Origin of the sequence: Microbacterium sp. PAMC21962 (assembly GCF_019443465.1) — a bacterium.
In the GTDB taxonomy this organism is placed as follows: domain Bacteria; phylum Actinomycetota; class Actinomycetes; order Actinomycetales; family Microbacteriaceae; genus Microbacterium; species Microbacterium hominis.
The window spans coordinates 2,889,820-2,904,276 of record NZ_CP080381.1 but is presented as its reverse complement, the minus strand read 5'-3'; the positions used below and the strand labels follow the sequence as shown (position 1 = coordinate 2,904,276).

The window sequence follows — 14,457 nt, the reverse complement described above, 5'->3', positions numbered from 1 at the left end:
CTCGATCTCCGGCGACGCGCCTCTCAATGGCCCCACAGGCCCAGCGCGAACTCGGCGACGACGGCCGAGAGGAGGAACGAGGCGGTGATCGACACGATGCCGACCGGGATGATCTTCCACCCGATACTGCGAAGCATCGGCAGGTCCTTGCCCAGACTGAGACCCGCGATCGTGAGCATCACCGTGATCAGTGCGAGGAAGTCGACGGATGCCGCGGCTCCCGTGACCCAGGACGCGATCGGGGAGAGAGGCGAGGTCAGCAGGGCGCCTGCGGTCATCACGACGATGATGGCGGGGACCTTGCCTCGTGTGATCCGTGCCGCACCGAGCCCCGCGAGCACGAGGATCGTCAACATCGCGTACGTGATGACCGTGTTCACCGACAGCGACCTCGCGGCGATGGCTGCGACGACCAGGCCGGCGGCGGAGATGATCAGCACCGACAGCCACAAGGGCACCCGCACGGTGGGCGGGTGGACCGTGGCCGCTTCGATCGTCGGAAGGTCGGCGGCCGGCAGCGTCCCCTGCGGTGAGCGCGGCCGACGGCCCGGGAGGAGGGCGTCCTTGTCCCGTGTCAGCGCCTTGTACAGGCGGTCGGCGAGGGGGAGGGACACCCAGACGCCGATGTAGAGGCCGAGGATCCCGGTGATGAGGTTGGAGGTGGCCGCCAGCGCCAGCACCTGGTCCTGCATCTCCGGGTGTGCGGAGACGATGACCGATGCCGCCGCCGCCATCATCGATCCGGAGCCGACACCCGCCCCCATCGCCAGCGCAAGCGGATCGAACAGGCCGAGAGACGCCGCCAACGAGGCGATGAGGCTGACGATGACAGCACCGAAGATCGTGCCGAACACGTACATCGACAGCACACCGCGGTACTGCGGCGAGTCGGATCCGTAACGCTCGCTCACCATCGCGAACGACCCCTCGCGGTCGATGGAGAACGTCGCCCCGACCGTCGCCGGGCCCATGCGCAGCAGGACCGCGAGCGGGAGAGCGAGCGCGATCGTGCCGAAGAGGTGGCCGAGTTCCTGGAGCAGCAGCGCCGGGCCGGCTTGCAGGAGAAGGGGGATGTTGGGACCGATCGTGAACGACATGCGCGCGACGAGGAACAGCACCGCCACGCCCATCACGACCGTGGCGGCCTGCTGCAGGTCGATCGGGAAGGGCTTGAGACGCTGCCCGGACACGATCGTGCCCGCGAGGATCCCCCAGATCATGGGCAGCAGCGTGATGGAGGCGATGCCGAGGGGGATGACGACGGGACCGATCGCCTGTGCGCCGGCGGCGATCGCGACGACACATGCGAGCAGCATCCACACGCGGCGGTCGCGGAGGGTGAGGACGGCGACGGCGCGTGCCGTCGAGACGGGCGTGGCCGCACGGGCCTGATTGGTGGTCATGGCATCTTCTCCGGTGGGGCCTGTCGCTGCGCGATCAGGCTTCGAGCGTGATCCGAGTCGCCCCGGCGGGGCGAGCGGCGGTGCGCCTGTGGAGCTCGGCGCGGAGGTTCTGGTCGCAGGCGACGTCGAGCGCCGTCCAGGCCAGGAGCAGAGCGCCGTCGACGACGGCGTCGTCGGCGGCCGGGCTGACCGCCGCCACGGCGAAGTCCGGGTTGTGCGGCACGGCCGTCTCGCCGAGGAAGGCGATGGTCGGGTGGATGGACGGGACGACCTGCGAGACGTTTCCCATGTCCGTCGAACCGCCACCGGCAGGGGCATCCCCGATGATGCGCCCGCGGGCGATCAGATTGCGGTCCCACACGTCCGCCAGCGCGGCATCGGGCGTCAACGGCGCATACGGATGCTCCGTCGGGCGCCATTCCCAGCGGCAGCCCGTGGCGATCGCCGCCCCCTCGAAGCAGGCCAGCACTTTGTTCTTCATGTCGCGCCAGACCTCGATGTCGTAGGCACGCAGCTCGACCTGGAGCACCGAACGCTCCGCGATGATGTTCGTCGCCTCACCGCCCATCGACACGAACATGTTCATGTTCGTGTCCGCCGGAAGCTGCTGGCGCAGCAGGGCGGCGGCGGTCTGTGCCAGCGTCGCTGCCGCCGCCGCGTTGATGCCTCGTTCCGGAGCGCCGGCGGCATGGGCAGCGAGCCCGTGGAACTCCACCTCGAACCGATCCACCGCGGTGGAGCGGAACGCCGAGGCGGAGATGTCACCTCCGGTCATGCCGTGGACCATCATCGAGAAGTCGACGTCCTCCCAGGCTCCGCGTGTGAGCATCGCGACCTTGCCCCCACCGTGCTCCTCCGCAGGGGTGCCGAGCAGCTTGATGCGCAGGCCCACCGAAGCGGCCAGGGGTGCGAGCAGCAGCGCGGCGCCCGCTCCTGCGGCGGCGATGACGTTGTGTCCGCAGGCGTGGCCGATCCCCGGCAGGGCGTCGTACTCGGCGCAGAGGGCGAGGGTGAGATCCCCCTCCCCGTACGTCGCTTCGAAGGCCGTGTCGAGACCGTAGGCCTCTCGGCGGACATCGAACCCCTCTGACTCGAGGAGGTCGGCGATGCGGGCGGCGGACCGGTGCTCCTGCCACGAAAGCTCGGGATCCGCGTGGACGGCGTGACTCAACGCGACGAGTTGCGCTCTGCGACGATCGACCTCGTCGGTGGCGCGGTCTTTCAATGCGTCGACGTCGGCGGCGAGCCGGGGCTGCATGGTGGTCACCGGTTGTCCTCTCGTGGGCGGATGCCGATGATTGTGCAGACAGTCATGTCACTGTTTTGTAAACTCTCGCGAATTCTGCGCAAAAGACGGCTTCGGTGCGGGATAACCGGTGCATCCTGTGTTTAGGAGGACCACGATGACGTCCACGCGGCTCGACGACACCGACCTGCGACTGCTGCATGCGCTGCAGATCGAACCGCGCGCTCCCTGGAGCGATCTCGCTTCGGCCGTCGGCGCCGACGCGGGGACCTTGGCGAGACGCTGGGCGCGATTGAGCGCAGAGGGCATCGCGTGGGTCACCGGCCACGCGATCCGGGGGCAGCTCGCGCTGCTGGAGGTCGAAGTCGAGCTATCCCAGCTGAACGCCGTCGCCAATGGGCTCCAGAACGACCCTTTCGTCGTCGTCCTCGACCATGCGTCGGGCTCTCGTGACCTTCTCGCTCTGGTCCAGGCCCCTGATCTGGGGGCCCTGTCCACCTACGCTCTGACGAGGCTGGGCGGGCTGGACGGCATCCGATCGGTGCGCACACACCTGGCCAACGAAGTCCTCATCGACGCATCGCGGTGGCGTCTGCGCGCGCTCGAACCCGAGGAGGCCGGCCGCATCCGACCGCCTCGGCCGCCGCGCCCGCGCGCCAGCCGCCACGTCCCCGACGAGTTGCGCACCGCACTGGCGCGGGAGCTGTGGCACGACGGACGGATGAGTGTCGCCGAGCTGAGCACGCGCACCGGGTTCGCCGCTCAGCGCATCGCGGACGCCATCGCGACGCTGCGCGCGAGCGGGGAGCTCACCTTCCGCGTCGACCTCGCCCGCGGCTACACGGGCTGGCCGATCTACACGTGGTACTTCGTCGAAGCACCCGCGCGCGTCATCGAAGCGGCGCGAACCGCGATCACCAGCGTGCCGGAGGTCCGGCTGGCGATGACGGCCGCCAGCCGCTACAACCTCATCCTTGCGGTGTGGCTTCGCAATCTCGCCGACGTCAACCGCTTCGAGATGGCCCTCGAGACAGCCCTGCAGGGGTCCAGGATCGCGGATCGCGCCGTCGTGCTGCGCATCGCGAAGCAGATGGGGCGAATGGTCAGCCCCGACACCCGGGCAAGCGGCCCCTCCGCACCGCCGGCGTAACCACCAGAATCGGACCACGATCACAGAATCGGATGCCGCGGCCCCCACCCTCCGCATCCGCGACCACCCTCCGCATCTGCGGCGGCCACGCGCGAGCACGCCCCGCGCCACCACCAGAATCGGACCACGATCACAGAATCGGATGCCACGGCCCCCACCCTCCGCATCCGTGATCACTCTCCGCATCTGCTGCCGCGCGGCGACAGCAAAACGCCGGCGCGCGGGTCAGCGACCGAGGTAGCGGCCGGGACGGTGGTTCAGGGCCAGCACCAGGTTGAGGAGCACCGCGCCGGCGGCGCTCATCAGCACGTTCTGCCACGGGACGACCAGCAGCGCGAGCGCGACGATCAGCACGTCGAAGATCATCATCGTCCAGCCCGCCCGGAAGCCCGTGCGGTCCTGGATCTCCAGCCCGATGATGTTGATGCCGCCGACGCTCGCGCGATGGCGGAAGAGGATGAGCACCCCCACGCCCGCCAGCAGGTTGCCGGCGAGGGTGCCGTAGAGCGGCTGCAACCCCTCGATGGGGAAGAGGGCGTCGTGCAGCGGCGCGAACGCCGACACGAGCGCGATGGAGATCACCGTGCGGATCGTGAAGTCCCAGCCCCGACGCCAGACCGCCAGCAGCGCGAAGGGCAGGTTGACCGCGGCGAAGAGCACCCAGAACGGCCAGCCGGTCGCGTAACCGAGGAGCAGCGAGAGGCCGGCCGTGCCGCCGGTCACCGCCTGTGCGGCGTGCAGCAGGTGCAGTCCCGAGGAGACGAGGAAGGTCCCGGTGAGCAGGCCGAGGATGTCTTCGCCGACCGAGTGGTCCTGCGCCTTGGTGTCGAAGACGAGCGTCGGACCGGTGGTCGGGTCGTCATCTGCGGGAGCGGTCACGGCATCCATCTTCGCAACATCCGCGGGGCGCGACGTTCATAGCCGCCGCGTAGCCGCCGCCAAGGGGGCGCCTACCGCGACCGCCGAGGGTGGTCCTCATGAAAAAGCGTGTCAAGCACTCCCTCATCGCCGGTGGGGTCGCGGTCCTGCTCGCCGCGGGGGGCGGGACGGCCTGGGCACTCGACCGGTTCGTCGTCCCCCACGTCGTCGTCTCGGACGTCGCCGCCTACGAGGCGGCGCAGAACGGGACGGCCTCGGCATCCCCCACGGCATCGGCGTCCGCCGACGCGACGAGCACGGCCTCGACGCCCGTCGTCACCGCCACCACCTACACCTCCGACGACGCGGCGATCTCGATCAGCACGCACACCCAGGGCACCGGGGACGCCACGGTCACGTACTACGTCGCCGACATCACGCTGAGCGACGCGACCGCGCTGCGCAGCGCCTTCGCGAACAACCAGTTCGGCGAGAACATCACGGCCCTCGTGAGCGAGACGGCGACCGCCAACGGGGCGGTGTTCGCCGTCAACGGCGACTACTACGGCTTCCGCGACTCGGGGATCGTCATCCGCAACGGCGTCGTCTTCCGCGACGACGGCGCACGCGAGGGCCTCGTCTTCTACAAGGACGGCACGGCGGCGGTGTACGACGAGACGCAGACCTCGGCCGCGGAGCTGCTCGCCGACGGGGCGTGGAACACGTTGAGCTTCGGTCCCGCGCTGGTGGAGGACGGCGCGGTCGTCTCCGGCATCGACGACGTCGAGATCGACACCAACATCGGCAACCATTCGATCCAGGGCGAGCAGCCCCGCACGGCGATCGGCGTCATCGACGAGAACCACATCGTGATCGTGGTGGTCGACGGGCGCAGTCCGGGCTACAGCGCGGGCGTCACGATGAGCGGACTCGCCGACATCATGGTCTCGTTGGGCGCCACCACGGCGTACAACCTCGACGGGGGCGGGTCGAGCGAGATGTGGTTCAACGGCACGGTCGTCAACAAGCCCTCCAACGGGGGCGAGCGCGCGACGAGCGACATCCTCTACATCGCGGCGGGGTGATCGCGATGCACATCGTCCTGATCCCCGCGTACGAGCCCGACGGCCGTCTCGTCGACGTGATCGCCGCCCTCACCGCCGCGGCGCCCGAGACGCCCGTCCTGGTCGTCGACGACGGCTCGGGTGAGCGGTTCGCCCCGGTGTTCGCGGCCGCCGCGGCGGCGGGCGCCGTCGTGCTCCGGCACGGACGCAACCGCGGAAAGGGCGCGGCGCTGCGCACCGGGTTCGCTCACGCCGCGCGGGCATGGCCGGGCGCGGCGGTGGTGACGGCGGATGCCGACGGCCAGCACACCCCGGCGGACATCCGCCGCGTCGCCGAGGCGGTCGATCCCGACGGCGCGCGGCGTCCGCGGGAACTCGTCGGCCAGTCCGCCGGCTCCGCCTCCGGCCCGCGGGCCGGCACCCCCGCAGCGACGCCGACGGCGACGACACCGACGGCGGACGACGCGGCCCGCGCACGCACGATCGTGCTCGGGGCCCGCGCCTTCTCCGGGGAGGTGCCGCTGCGCAGCCGCGTCGGCAACGGCACCACCCGCTGGGCCTTCCGCCTGGCGACCGGGCAGCGGCTGCGCGACACCCAGACGGGACTGCGGGGGTATCCGGCCGCGACGCTGCCGTGGCTGCAACAGGTTCCCGGCGACCGGTTCGAGTACGAGCTGGCGATGCTGCTGCGCGCCCGCGGCGCCGGGATCGCGCTCGCGGAGGTGCCGATCGAGACCGTCTACCTCGACGGCAACCGCTCCAGCCACTTCCGGCCGGTGGCGGACTCGGTGCGCGTGTACGGCCCGCTGCTGAGGTTCACGGCCTCGGCGCTGCTCGCCTTCGCCATCGACACCGCCGCGCTGCTCGTGCTGGACGCGTTGACCGGGTGGCTGCTCTTCTCGGTGGTCTTCGCACGTCTGTTGAGCGCCAGCGTGAATTTCGCCGTCAACCGCTCGTTCGTGTTCGGTCGCGCCCGGTCGCTTCCCACGCGCACGACGGCGCTGCGCTACTTCTCGCTCGCGGGGTTGCTGCTGGCGGCGAACTACGGCATCCTCAGCGCCCTGACGGACGCCGGCATCCCCGTCCTGCTGGCGAAGATCGCGACCGAGACGACCCTCTTCGTGGTCAGCTACGGCGTGCAGCGGACGGTCGTGTTCGCCCCGACGCCCGGCCGGGAATGATTCCCGCCCCGACGCGGTTGCGATCACCAGGAGGGATTCGTGGGTAAGAACTACATCGACATCGAAGACGATCGCGGGCAGACGCTCCGCTATCGAAAGCACGTCAACGGCCGCGGCCTGGTCGCGAACGGCGCGAAGGTGCACGCCTCCGCGCTCGTCGAAGCGGGCGCGTATGTCGAACCGGGCGCGCAGATCGCCGCGGGCGCCCACATCGGCCGCGGCGTCTGGATCGAGCCCGACGCGGTCATCGGCCCCGACGCGGAGATCGCCCCGCACGCGCACATCGGATCCGGCGCGGCCATCGGCCCGCGCGCGAAGATCGGTGTCCGCACCGTCGTCGGCGCGCACGCGCGCGTCGCGGGCGGATCGCTCATCGGCGACGACGAGCAGATCGCCGACGGCGAGCGCGTCGCGACCGACCGCCGGGGATTGCGCCTGGCCGCCTGACGCCCGCCCGTCCCGCGTCGTCCGCCGGCCCACCCGGCTACGCTGGCCTGCATGGCAGGCAGTGGCGCGGGACGCGCGAACCGGCGCGGGGGCAGACCCGCCCGCCCGGGTTCGGGGCGCACGTCCGGAGCGCCCGCGGGCGCGGCCAAGAAGCCTCCGCAGAAGAGGCCCGCACCGCCCCCGCCGCCCGTCGAGCCGCACGGCACGTTCCGACTCGGCGCGATCGAGGGCGCGACGCCGGGCACCTGGATCGACCGCTGGCGTGAGCGGATGCCGCGTGTCGCGGTCGACCTGGTACCCCTGGACATCGCCGATCAGCGTGAGGCGGTCGCCTCGGCATCCGTCGACGCTGCCCTCGTCCGCCTCCCGCTGGATCGCGCGGGGCTGCACGTCATCGAGCTGTACGACGAGGTGCCGGTGGTGGTGTGCGCGGCCGACTCGCATCTGACGGCGGCCGACGAGCTCACGCTCGACGACCTCGACGGCGAGGTCGTCATCGCGCCGCAGCATCCGCCCGTCGAGATCGCGGTGCCCGGAGCGCTCGTTCCCCGGTTCGCGGCACCCGAGAGCGTCGGCGAGGCGATCGCGATCGCCGCGTCGGGGGTCGGCGTCGTGATCGTGCCGATGTCGCTCGCGCGGCTGCACCACCGCAAGGACGCCACGTTCCGCCCCCTCGTCGGCGGACCGGTGTCGACCGTGGCCCTCGCGTGGCCCGTGTCGGCCGACGGCGACAACGGACCGCTCGTCGACGCGTTCATCGGGATCGTGCGCGGGCGCACCGCCAACTCGTCGCGCTGACGTCACACGCGGTCCCGTCGCGGCATCGCCGCCTAGACTCTCCGCATGGCTCCGCTCGTCTACGTGTGTGCGCGCCCCCAGCAGGGCGCGGCGGCCGCCGAGTACGAATCGTTCCGTCTCGCCATGCACCTCGACGAGGGCGATCTGCAACGGTGGGACCTCGTCCGCGACCCGTGGCCGGCCGATGCCGCCGTCCGGTGGCGCGGCGCCGTCGTCGGGGGAAGCCCGTTCAACGTGACCGACCCCGAGTCGGCGAAGACCGCGGCGCAGCGACGTCTCGAAGCCGACCTGGCGCGCCTGGCGGAGGCGGCGGCGGCCGGGGAGACCGCGGCCCTCTTCACGTGTTACGGCATCGGCGTCGCGACCCGCACGCTCGGCGGGGAGGTCACGCGCGCCTACCCCGAGGACACCGGACCGACGGTCGTGAACCTGACGGACGAGGCCCGCCGCGACGGCCTGTTCGGCGCCCTCGCGCCTACCTTCTCGGCGCTCACCGCGCACAAGGAGGGAACGGGGCGGATGCCGGAGGGTGCGGTGCTGCTCGCGACCAACGAGGCCTGCCCCGTGCAGGCCTATCGCCTGGGCGACACGCTCTACGCGACCCAGTTCCACCCCGAGCCCACCGGTCGCGCCTTCACGGAGCGCATGGCGGTCTACCGCGACGACGGCTACTTCGCGGCCCACGACTACGACCGCATCGCCGGGCTGGTGCTCGCCGCCACGCTCACCGAGCCGATGCGCATCCTCCGCGCCTTCTCGCAGACGTTCTGACGCGCGACCCTCGTCAGTCCCCGATGGTCGCGGCGACCGCGCGTCGGCGACCTGCCGCCGCGATCGCCGAGACCAGCACGACGACGGCCACGACGAAGGCCGCGGTCGCGACCGCGGGGGCATGCGGCTCGCCGCTCGTGCGCGCGATCCCGATCCACACGAGGCCCCACGACATCGCGAGCGCCGGGGCGATGCGTCCGCCCGATCCGAACGCGACCGCGACACCGACGAGGGCGACGACCACCAGGACGATCACGCCCCACAGCTGCTGACTGTCGGCATCCATCGCGGGCACGACGTCCGCGGCCAGCCAGGCCGTGATGTTGGCGACCGTCGCGAGGCTCACCCAGCCGAGGTGGATGCCGACGGTGCCGTCCATGAGCAGTCGATCGGCCCACGTCTCCGCAGGCGTCCGCACGAGAGCCCGCAGCGTCGCCCCCAGGGCGACCAGGAGCACGATGATCGCGATCACCGTGGCCGGCAGCGTGAGGAACTGCGCCGCGAGGAGCCAGCCGCCGTTGAGGACGGCGGTGATCGCGATCCACCACCCCGCGCGCCGCTGGCGCTCCCGCCCGCGCTGTGCGGGCAGGGCCTGCCAGACGGCGTAGGCGACCATGAGGACGTAGACGACGGACCAGATCGAGAACGCCGGCGTCGCCGGCGCGAGCACGGTCGCATCGGCATCCAGTGCGCCGCCCTGCAGGTCGCGGACGTTCGTGCCGCCGAACAGTCCGGTCCCCACCATCGCGGCGATGATCATGAAGACCACCGCGGAGATGACGACGATCTGACGCGCGAGGTCGGCGCCCGTGGGGCTCTGCGTGCCGCGAGAAGTGTCCATGCCATTCACGGTATGGAGGGATGCCGCCGTGCGCCAGGCCCTTGACAGGCACCGCGACGGCGCCCGGCGCACCGGCGGTCAGCGAGACACCGGCGGTCAGCGAGACACAGGCGGTCAGCGAGACACGGGGCCGACGATCGCGGCGGTGTCCGCCGGGAGCACGAGGGCGCCGGCGTCCGCAGCGCCCGCGGGGGCGCCGGACGTGGCGAGCCACACCTCGCGCCCGTCGAGGTCGATGCTCCACGGCTCGGGCGAGAGGTTGACGTAGACGGCCGCGGCGTCGCGGCGGAGCACCCACCGTCCGGGGCCGGCGCTCTCGGCCCCGTGCCCGCGGCGATCCGGGTCGGTCAGCTCGGGGCGGGCTCGCCGCAGCCGCGACAGCGCCCGGTACAGCTCCAGCAGTCGCGCGTGCACGCCGGCGCCGGGCTCCGCCCAGTCCAGCTTCGACCGCTCGAACGTCGCGGGATCGTTCGGGTCGGGCACGAGCGCCTCGTCCCAGCCCATCCGCGCGAACTCCGCCGTGCGGCCCGCGCGGGTCGCGGCGGCGAGCTCGGGCTCGGGATGCGAGGTGAAGAACTGCCAGGGCGTCGAGGCCCCCCACTCCTCGCCCATGAACAGCATCGGCGTGCCGGGGGCGGTCATCGTCAGCACCGCCGCCACCTCGAGGCGCTCCGCCGACAGCGACTGGCTGAGCCGGTCGCCGGCGGCGCGGTTGCCGATCTGGTCGTGATCCTGCGCGAAGGTCACCAGGCGCCATGACGGCACCGCGGCGGGGATCGGCGCCCCCCAGTCGCGATCCCGGAACGAGGAGAACGTGCCGTCGTGGTAGAAGCCGCCGGTCCACGTCTTCGGCGGCGCCTGCGGGTCGGCGAAGTCGGCGTAGTACCCCTCCGTCTCCCCGGTGAGGGCGACGTGCACCGCGTGATGCCAGTCATCGACCCACTGCGCGGTGAGCCCGTAGCCGCCGGCCTCGCGCGGAAGGATCATCACCGGGTCGTTGAGGTCACTCTCCGCGATGAGCGTCAGCGGCCGGCCGAGGTGGGCCGACAGCGCGTCGACCCGCTCGGCGATCTCCCGCAGGATGTGCACGGGGCTTGCGGCCGACTCGTGCAGGGCGTGCACGGCGTCCAGGCGCAGACCGTCGACGTGCATGTCCCCGAGCCACATCAGCGCGTTGTCGATGATGTGGTCGCGCACCGCGCGCTGATCGAGATCGACGCTCGATCCCCACGTCGTGCTCTGCCCGTCACGCAGGTACGGCCCGAACTCGGGCAGGTAGTTTCCCGAGGGGCCGAGGTGGTTGTAGACGACGTCCTGCACGACCGCGAGGCCCGCCGCGTGCGCCGCGTCGACGAAGCGGCGGTACGCCTCCGGCCCGCCGTAGTCCTCCTGCACCGTGTACCAGAGCACGCCGTCGTAGCCCCAGTTGTGCGTGCCGTTGAAGCCGTTCACCGGCAGCAGCTCGACGTGCGTGACGCCCAGGTCGACGAGGTGCGGCAGGCGCCCGATCGCGGCATCCAGCGTGCCCTCGTGTGTGAACGTGCCGACGTGCAGCTCGTAGACGAGTCCCCCGGCGAGCTGACGCCCGGTCCAGGCCGCATCGGTCCAGGCGAAGGATGCCGGGTCGTCCCAGGCCGAGAGCTCGTGCACGCCCCGCGGCTGACGCCGCGAGCGCGGGTCGGGGCGCACGGCGCCGTCGTCGAGCACGAAACCGTACTCGTCGCCGGACGCCAGCGTCAGCGGAGCCGTCCACCAGCCGGCCTCCCCCGCGGTCAGCTCGACGTCGTCGAGCCCCGGTCGCCGCAGTCGCACCCGCGCCGCGCGCGGCGCCCACACCTCGATCGTCATGCGACCATCCTGCCGGTCGCGACGAGATCGCCGTGACCCCTTGACCTCGCCCCACGAGCGGTCCTCTGCGAGGATGCTCCCCGTGCACCCTCGTCTCCTCTCCCGCCGCGCCCGCATCGTGAGTGTCCTCGCCGCCGCGACGGCCCTGCTGGCCGGATGCACGGCGCCGGACCCCGGCGCCGTGGCGAGCGGGGCAGCGTCCGCCGGCCACGTCGTCGTCGACTACGCGGCGACGACGACACCGGAGAACGAGACCGAACGACGCCTCTTGCAGGACGCCGGGCTCCTCGAAGCCTTCGCCGCGTGGATGGAGGAGACGGTGCGTCTGCCGAAGGACATCGCCCTCGTCGCGAAGGAGTGCCAGGACGCCAACGCGTTCTACACGGCGCAGGACTCGACGATCACCGTGTGCTACGAACTGCCCGCGAGCGAGCGCGTCTCACTGCGCGCCGACGGCACCGCCGACGCGGACATCGACACGCAGCTGCTCGAGAGCGCTCGCGAGGTCCTCTTCCACGAGGGCGGCCACGCCCTGCTGGCCGAGCTGGACCTCGCATTCACGGGCCGGGAGGAGGACGTGGCCGACCAGTTCTCCGTCTACGCGCTCACCGGCACCGAGGCCGACACCGACTCGCTGATCACGGTGGCGAAGCTCTACTACCTGCGGGCGCAGGCGGTCACCACCATCGACGAGCTCCCGTTCTCCGACACGCACGGACTCGACGCGCAGAGGTCGGCGAACTTCCTCTGCTACGTCTACGGGGCCGCCCCGGACCGCTACGACTACCTCGTCACCGACGGCGTCCTCGACGGCGACCGCGCCGCCGGGTGTCCGGAGGAGTACGCCCAGCTGACCGCGGGCTGGAACGCCCTGCTCGCGCCGTTCCGGACCACCTCCGCGACCTCCTGACTCCGACACCGGGCCCCGCACCGCGGGATCCGGTGTCGTCGCTTCGCCTGTCCGCGTCCGCGCAGCGCGCTCAGTCCGCCCAGCGGGAGGGGCCGCCGGATGCCGCGAACTCCGCCGCCGCCGCGGCGCGCAGCTCGGGGTCGGCCGCGTAGGCGACGGCCGTCGCGGCGAGGGCGGCCGCGGCATCCACGAGCGCGTCGGTCGCGGCCGGCAGCACCGTGAGATCGGCGAAGGCCGCGTTGTGCGGGAAGACGTCGTCGGGTCCGCCGAGGCCGAGCGACGGGTGGATCGACGGCACGAGCCGGCTGACGTTTCCCATGTCGGTCGACGGTCCGCCCTGCGGCGGCTCGGCCGGCGGCGGGACCTCGTGCCCGCGTGCGGCGAACGCATCCACCCAACGCGAGGTCAGGGCGGTGTTCGTCTGCAGCGGCAGGTACGGCGGGACCGGGTCGACGTCGATCTCGGCGCGCGTTCCCGTGGCGAGCGCAGCACCCTCCAGCACCGCGACGACGCGGTCGGTCAGCTCGCGGAGCGCGGCGACGTCGGCCGACCGCACGTAGAACAGCGCCGAGGCGCGTTCGGGCACGATGTTGGGCGCGGCGCCGCCGTCGGTGATGATGCCGTGGAGGCGGTCGGTCGGCAGGATGTGCTGGCGCAGTTGCGCGATGCTCTGGTACGCCGTCACGACGCCGTCGAGCGCGTTGCGGCCGAGCCACGGCGCCCCCGCGGCGTGCGCGGCGCGGCCGTGATAGGTCACGGCGACCCGCCGCACCCCGGTGGTGCGCTGGCCGAGCACCGAGCTGGTGCCCGATCCGCTCGAGGGGTGCACCATGCCCGCGGCATCGACGTCGTCGAAGCCGCCGGCGCGGATGATGAGCTCCTTGCCGCCGCCGTTCTCCTCGGCGGGGGTGCCGATGAGCGACAACCGCCCGCCGAGGCCGGCGACCACCGGCGCCGCCGCGAGGTACGCGCCCACGGCGACGGCCGCGATCACGTTGTGCCCGCAGGCGTGGCCGATGCCCGGCAGGGCGTCGTACTCGGCGATGATCGCGAAGTGCGGGCCGGATGCCGCGCCCGCCGCGGCCGTACTCGCGCGCAGGGCGGTGTCGAGGCCGAAGGCGCCGACCTCGACATCCACACCGTGTGCCGCCAGCAGCGACGCGATGCGGGCGACCGACGCGTGCTCCTCGAAGCCGATCTCGGGCTCGTCGTAGAGCTCGCGCGCGAGCCGCTCCAGCTCGGGGCGGAGCCGCTCGACGGCGTCCGCGATCTCCGCGTCGGCGCTCACAGCTCGACGAGCTCGCCGTCGGTGCGGCGCAGCGTGAGCCGGAATCCCGACTCCTCGCCCGCCACGACCTCCGCGACGCCGTCGCCCAGGCCGTACGCGCCCAGGATCGCCTGCAGCGGCGCCGGGTCGGGCTCGGTGCGCACGAGCGAGACCAGCTCGATGGTGGGGATGTCGCTGAGGCCCGGCTGCGGGGTCGTGCCCCAGTCGATGAGGAACGGCACGTCGATGCGACGGTTCTCCCCGCGGGTGAGCCGCCACTCCAGCAGCGTTCCGTCGGGCGTGCGCCGCGAGAGGTCGCTGACGTCACCCGGGTCGTAGCCACCGGCGCGGGCGGTGGCGACCGTCGCCTCGATGTCGGACGGGTGCACCGCGTAGGCCTGCACGCGGGGCGCGGCGAGGGTGGCGATGCCGAAGGTCTCCGGCAGTTCCGGCTCGGGTCGCGCCGGGTTCGGGCCGATCAGCTCGATGTACTGCGGGCCGCGGCTGCCGTCGACGGTGAGCGCGACGAGCGCGTTGGCGGTGCCGGTCGGGTGCGCGCCGCCGGGCGCGGCGACGACACCGGTGCGCTCGGCGAACCAGTCGACCAGGGCGGCCAGGTCGGGGCCGGCGATGACGACGTGGTCGAGAAGGGTGGGGATGCTCATGGATGTCC

Annotated in this window: 14 protein-coding genes; 7 read left to right on the top strand and 7 right to left on the bottom strand. The window is 72.1% G+C overall.

Features of this window, described 5'->3' with window-relative positions:
• Positions 1 to 23 precede the first annotated feature (23 nt).
• Positions 24 to 1,403, bottom strand: a complete 1,380-nt coding sequence (locus tag KY498_RS13705; RefSeq protein ID WP_191009100.1) for a DUF3100 domain-containing protein — start codon at positions 1,401 to 1,403, stop codon at positions 24 to 26.
• A gap of 34 nt (positions 1,404 to 1,437) precedes the next feature.
• Positions 1,438 to 2,661 (bottom strand): amidohydrolase, encoded by a 1,224-nt coding sequence (locus tag KY498_RS13700; protein WP_060958404.1) that lies wholly within the window; start codon positions 2,659 to 2,661, stop codon positions 1,438 to 1,440.
• 145 nt (positions 2,662 to 2,806) lie between these two features.
• On the opposite strand from KY498_RS13700, the gene KY498_RS13695 reads away from it, so the two are divergent.
• Positions 2,807 to 3,799, top strand: a complete 993-nt coding sequence (locus tag KY498_RS13695; RefSeq protein WP_060958372.1) for an Lrp/AsnC family transcriptional regulator — start codon at positions 2,807 to 2,809, stop codon at positions 3,797 to 3,799.
• A gap of 225 nt (positions 3,800 to 4,024) precedes the next feature.
• Here KY498_RS13695 and KY498_RS13690 read toward each other — a convergent pair whose 3' ends face one another.
• Positions 4,025 to 4,687 carry a YitT family protein gene (locus tag KY498_RS13690; protein ID WP_060958371.1) on the bottom strand — a complete coding sequence of 221 codons (663 nt, stop codon included), beginning with the start codon at positions 4,685 to 4,687 and terminating at the stop codon, positions 4,025 to 4,027.
• 89 nt (positions 4,688 to 4,776) lie between these two features.
• Between KY498_RS13690 and KY498_RS13685 the strand changes: the two genes are divergently transcribed.
• Genes KY498_RS13685 through KY498_RS13665 form a run of 5 tightly spaced genes read left to right on the top strand, consistent with a single transcriptional unit; the run spans position 4,777 to position 8,918 of the window.
• Entirely contained in the window at positions 4,777 to 5,742 is a 966-nt protein-coding gene (locus KY498_RS13685; protein WP_060958370.1) for a phosphodiester glycosidase family protein, read from the top strand.
• A 5-nt stretch (positions 5,743 to 5,747) separates the two neighbouring features.
• The gene (locus tag KY498_RS13680) at positions 5,748 to 6,902 is read left to right on the top strand and encodes a bifunctional glycosyltransferase family 2/GtrA family protein (protein WP_191009101.1); all 1,155 of its coding nucleotides are present in this window, start codon (positions 5,748 to 5,750) and stop codon (positions 6,900 to 6,902) included.
• A gap of 39 nt (positions 6,903 to 6,941) precedes the next feature.
• A complete protein-coding gene (locus KY498_RS13675) occupies positions 6,942 to 7,349 on the top strand; it encodes a transferase (protein WP_061782438.1) in 408 nt (135 codons plus the stop codon).
• A 51-nt stretch (positions 7,350 to 7,400) separates the two neighbouring features.
• Positions 7,401 to 8,147, top strand: a complete 747-nt coding sequence (locus tag KY498_RS13670; RefSeq protein ID WP_191009102.1) for a LysR substrate-binding domain-containing protein — start codon at positions 7,401 to 7,403, stop codon at positions 8,145 to 8,147.
• 45 nt (positions 8,148 to 8,192) lie between these two features.
• Positions 8,193 to 8,918 (top strand): GMP synthase, encoded by a 726-nt coding sequence (locus KY498_RS13665; protein ID WP_101306917.1) that lies wholly within the window; start codon positions 8,193 to 8,195, stop codon positions 8,916 to 8,918.
• 13 nt (positions 8,919 to 8,931) lie between these two features.
• Here the strand turns inward: KY498_RS13665 and KY498_RS13660 are convergent, their stop codons facing one another.
• Positions 8,932 to 9,759 carry a TspO/MBR family protein gene (locus KY498_RS13660; RefSeq protein WP_191009103.1) on the bottom strand — a complete coding sequence of 276 codons (828 nt, stop codon included), beginning with the start codon at positions 9,757 to 9,759 and terminating at the stop codon, positions 8,932 to 8,934.
• Positions 9,760 to 9,873: 114 nt separating this feature from the next.
• Positions 9,874 to 11,607, bottom strand: coding sequence for a malto-oligosyltrehalose trehalohydrolase (treZ, locus tag KY498_RS13655; protein ID WP_191009104.1), 1,734 nt, complete (start codon positions 11,605 to 11,607; stop codon positions 9,874 to 9,876).
• A gap of 82 nt (positions 11,608 to 11,689) precedes the next feature.
• On the opposite strand from treZ, the gene KY498_RS13650 reads away from it, so the two are divergent.
• The gene (locus KY498_RS13650; protein WP_191009105.1) at positions 11,690 to 12,517 is read left to right on the top strand and encodes a DUF4344 domain-containing metallopeptidase; all 828 of its coding nucleotides are present in this window, start codon (positions 11,690 to 11,692) and stop codon (positions 12,515 to 12,517) included.
• Positions 12,518 to 12,587: 70 nt separating this feature from the next.
• Here KY498_RS13650 and KY498_RS13645 read toward each other — a convergent pair whose 3' ends face one another.
• Both KY498_RS13645 and KY498_RS13640 read right to left on the bottom strand, forming a co-directional pair.
• Positions 12,588 to 13,805 carry an amidohydrolase gene (locus KY498_RS13645; RefSeq protein WP_061782442.1) on the bottom strand — a complete coding sequence of 406 codons (1,218 nt, stop codon included), beginning with the start codon at positions 13,803 to 13,805 and terminating at the stop codon, positions 12,588 to 12,590.
• On the bottom strand, positions 13,802 to 14,449 hold the full coding sequence (locus KY498_RS13640) for a VOC family protein (RefSeq protein ID WP_191009106.1): 648 nt from the start codon (positions 14,447 to 14,449) through the stop codon (positions 13,802 to 13,804). The genes KY498_RS13645 and KY498_RS13640 overlap by 4 nt, the downstream gene beginning before the upstream one ends.
• Positions 14,450 to 14,457 lie beyond the last annotated feature (8 nt).

Bases quoted from the DNA above. Each gene is read 5' to 3' on its own strand.
- KY498_RS13680 (WP_191009101.1), top strand. From the start codon at position 5,748: ATGCACATCGTCCTGATCCCCGCGTACGAGCCCGACGGCCGTCTCGTC.
- KY498_RS13640 (WP_191009106.1), bottom strand. From the start codon at position 14,449: ATGAGCATCCCCACCCTTCTCGACCACGTCGTCATCGCCGGCCCCGAC.
- KY498_RS13660 (WP_191009103.1), bottom strand. From the start codon at position 9,759: ATGGACACTTCTCGCGGCACGCAGAGCCCCACGGGCGCCGACCTCGCG.
- treZ (WP_191009104.1), bottom strand. From the start codon at position 11,607: ATGACGATCGAGGTGTGGGCGCCGCGCGCGGCGCGGGTGCGACTGCGG.
- KY498_RS13705 (WP_191009100.1), bottom strand. From the start codon at position 1,403: ATGACCACCAATCAGGCCCGTGCGGCCACGCCCGTCTCGACGGCACGC.
- KY498_RS13685 (WP_060958370.1), top strand. From the start codon at position 4,777: ATGAAAAAGCGTGTCAAGCACTCCCTCATCGCCGGTGGGGTCGCGGTC.
- KY498_RS13700 (WP_060958404.1), bottom strand. From the start codon at position 2,661: ATGCAGCCCCGGCTCGCCGCCGACGTCGACGCATTGAAAGACCGCGCC.
- KY498_RS13695 (WP_060958372.1), top strand. From the start codon at position 2,807: ATGACGTCCACGCGGCTCGACGACACCGACCTGCGACTGCTGCATGCG.
- KY498_RS13670 (WP_191009102.1), top strand. From the start codon at position 7,401: ATGGCAGGCAGTGGCGCGGGACGCGCGAACCGGCGCGGGGGCAGACCC.
- KY498_RS13690 (WP_060958371.1), bottom strand. From the start codon at position 4,687: ATGGATGCCGTGACCGCTCCCGCAGATGACGACCCGACCACCGGTCCG.
- KY498_RS13665 (WP_101306917.1), top strand. From the start codon at position 8,193: ATGGCTCCGCTCGTCTACGTGTGTGCGCGCCCCCAGCAGGGCGCGGCG.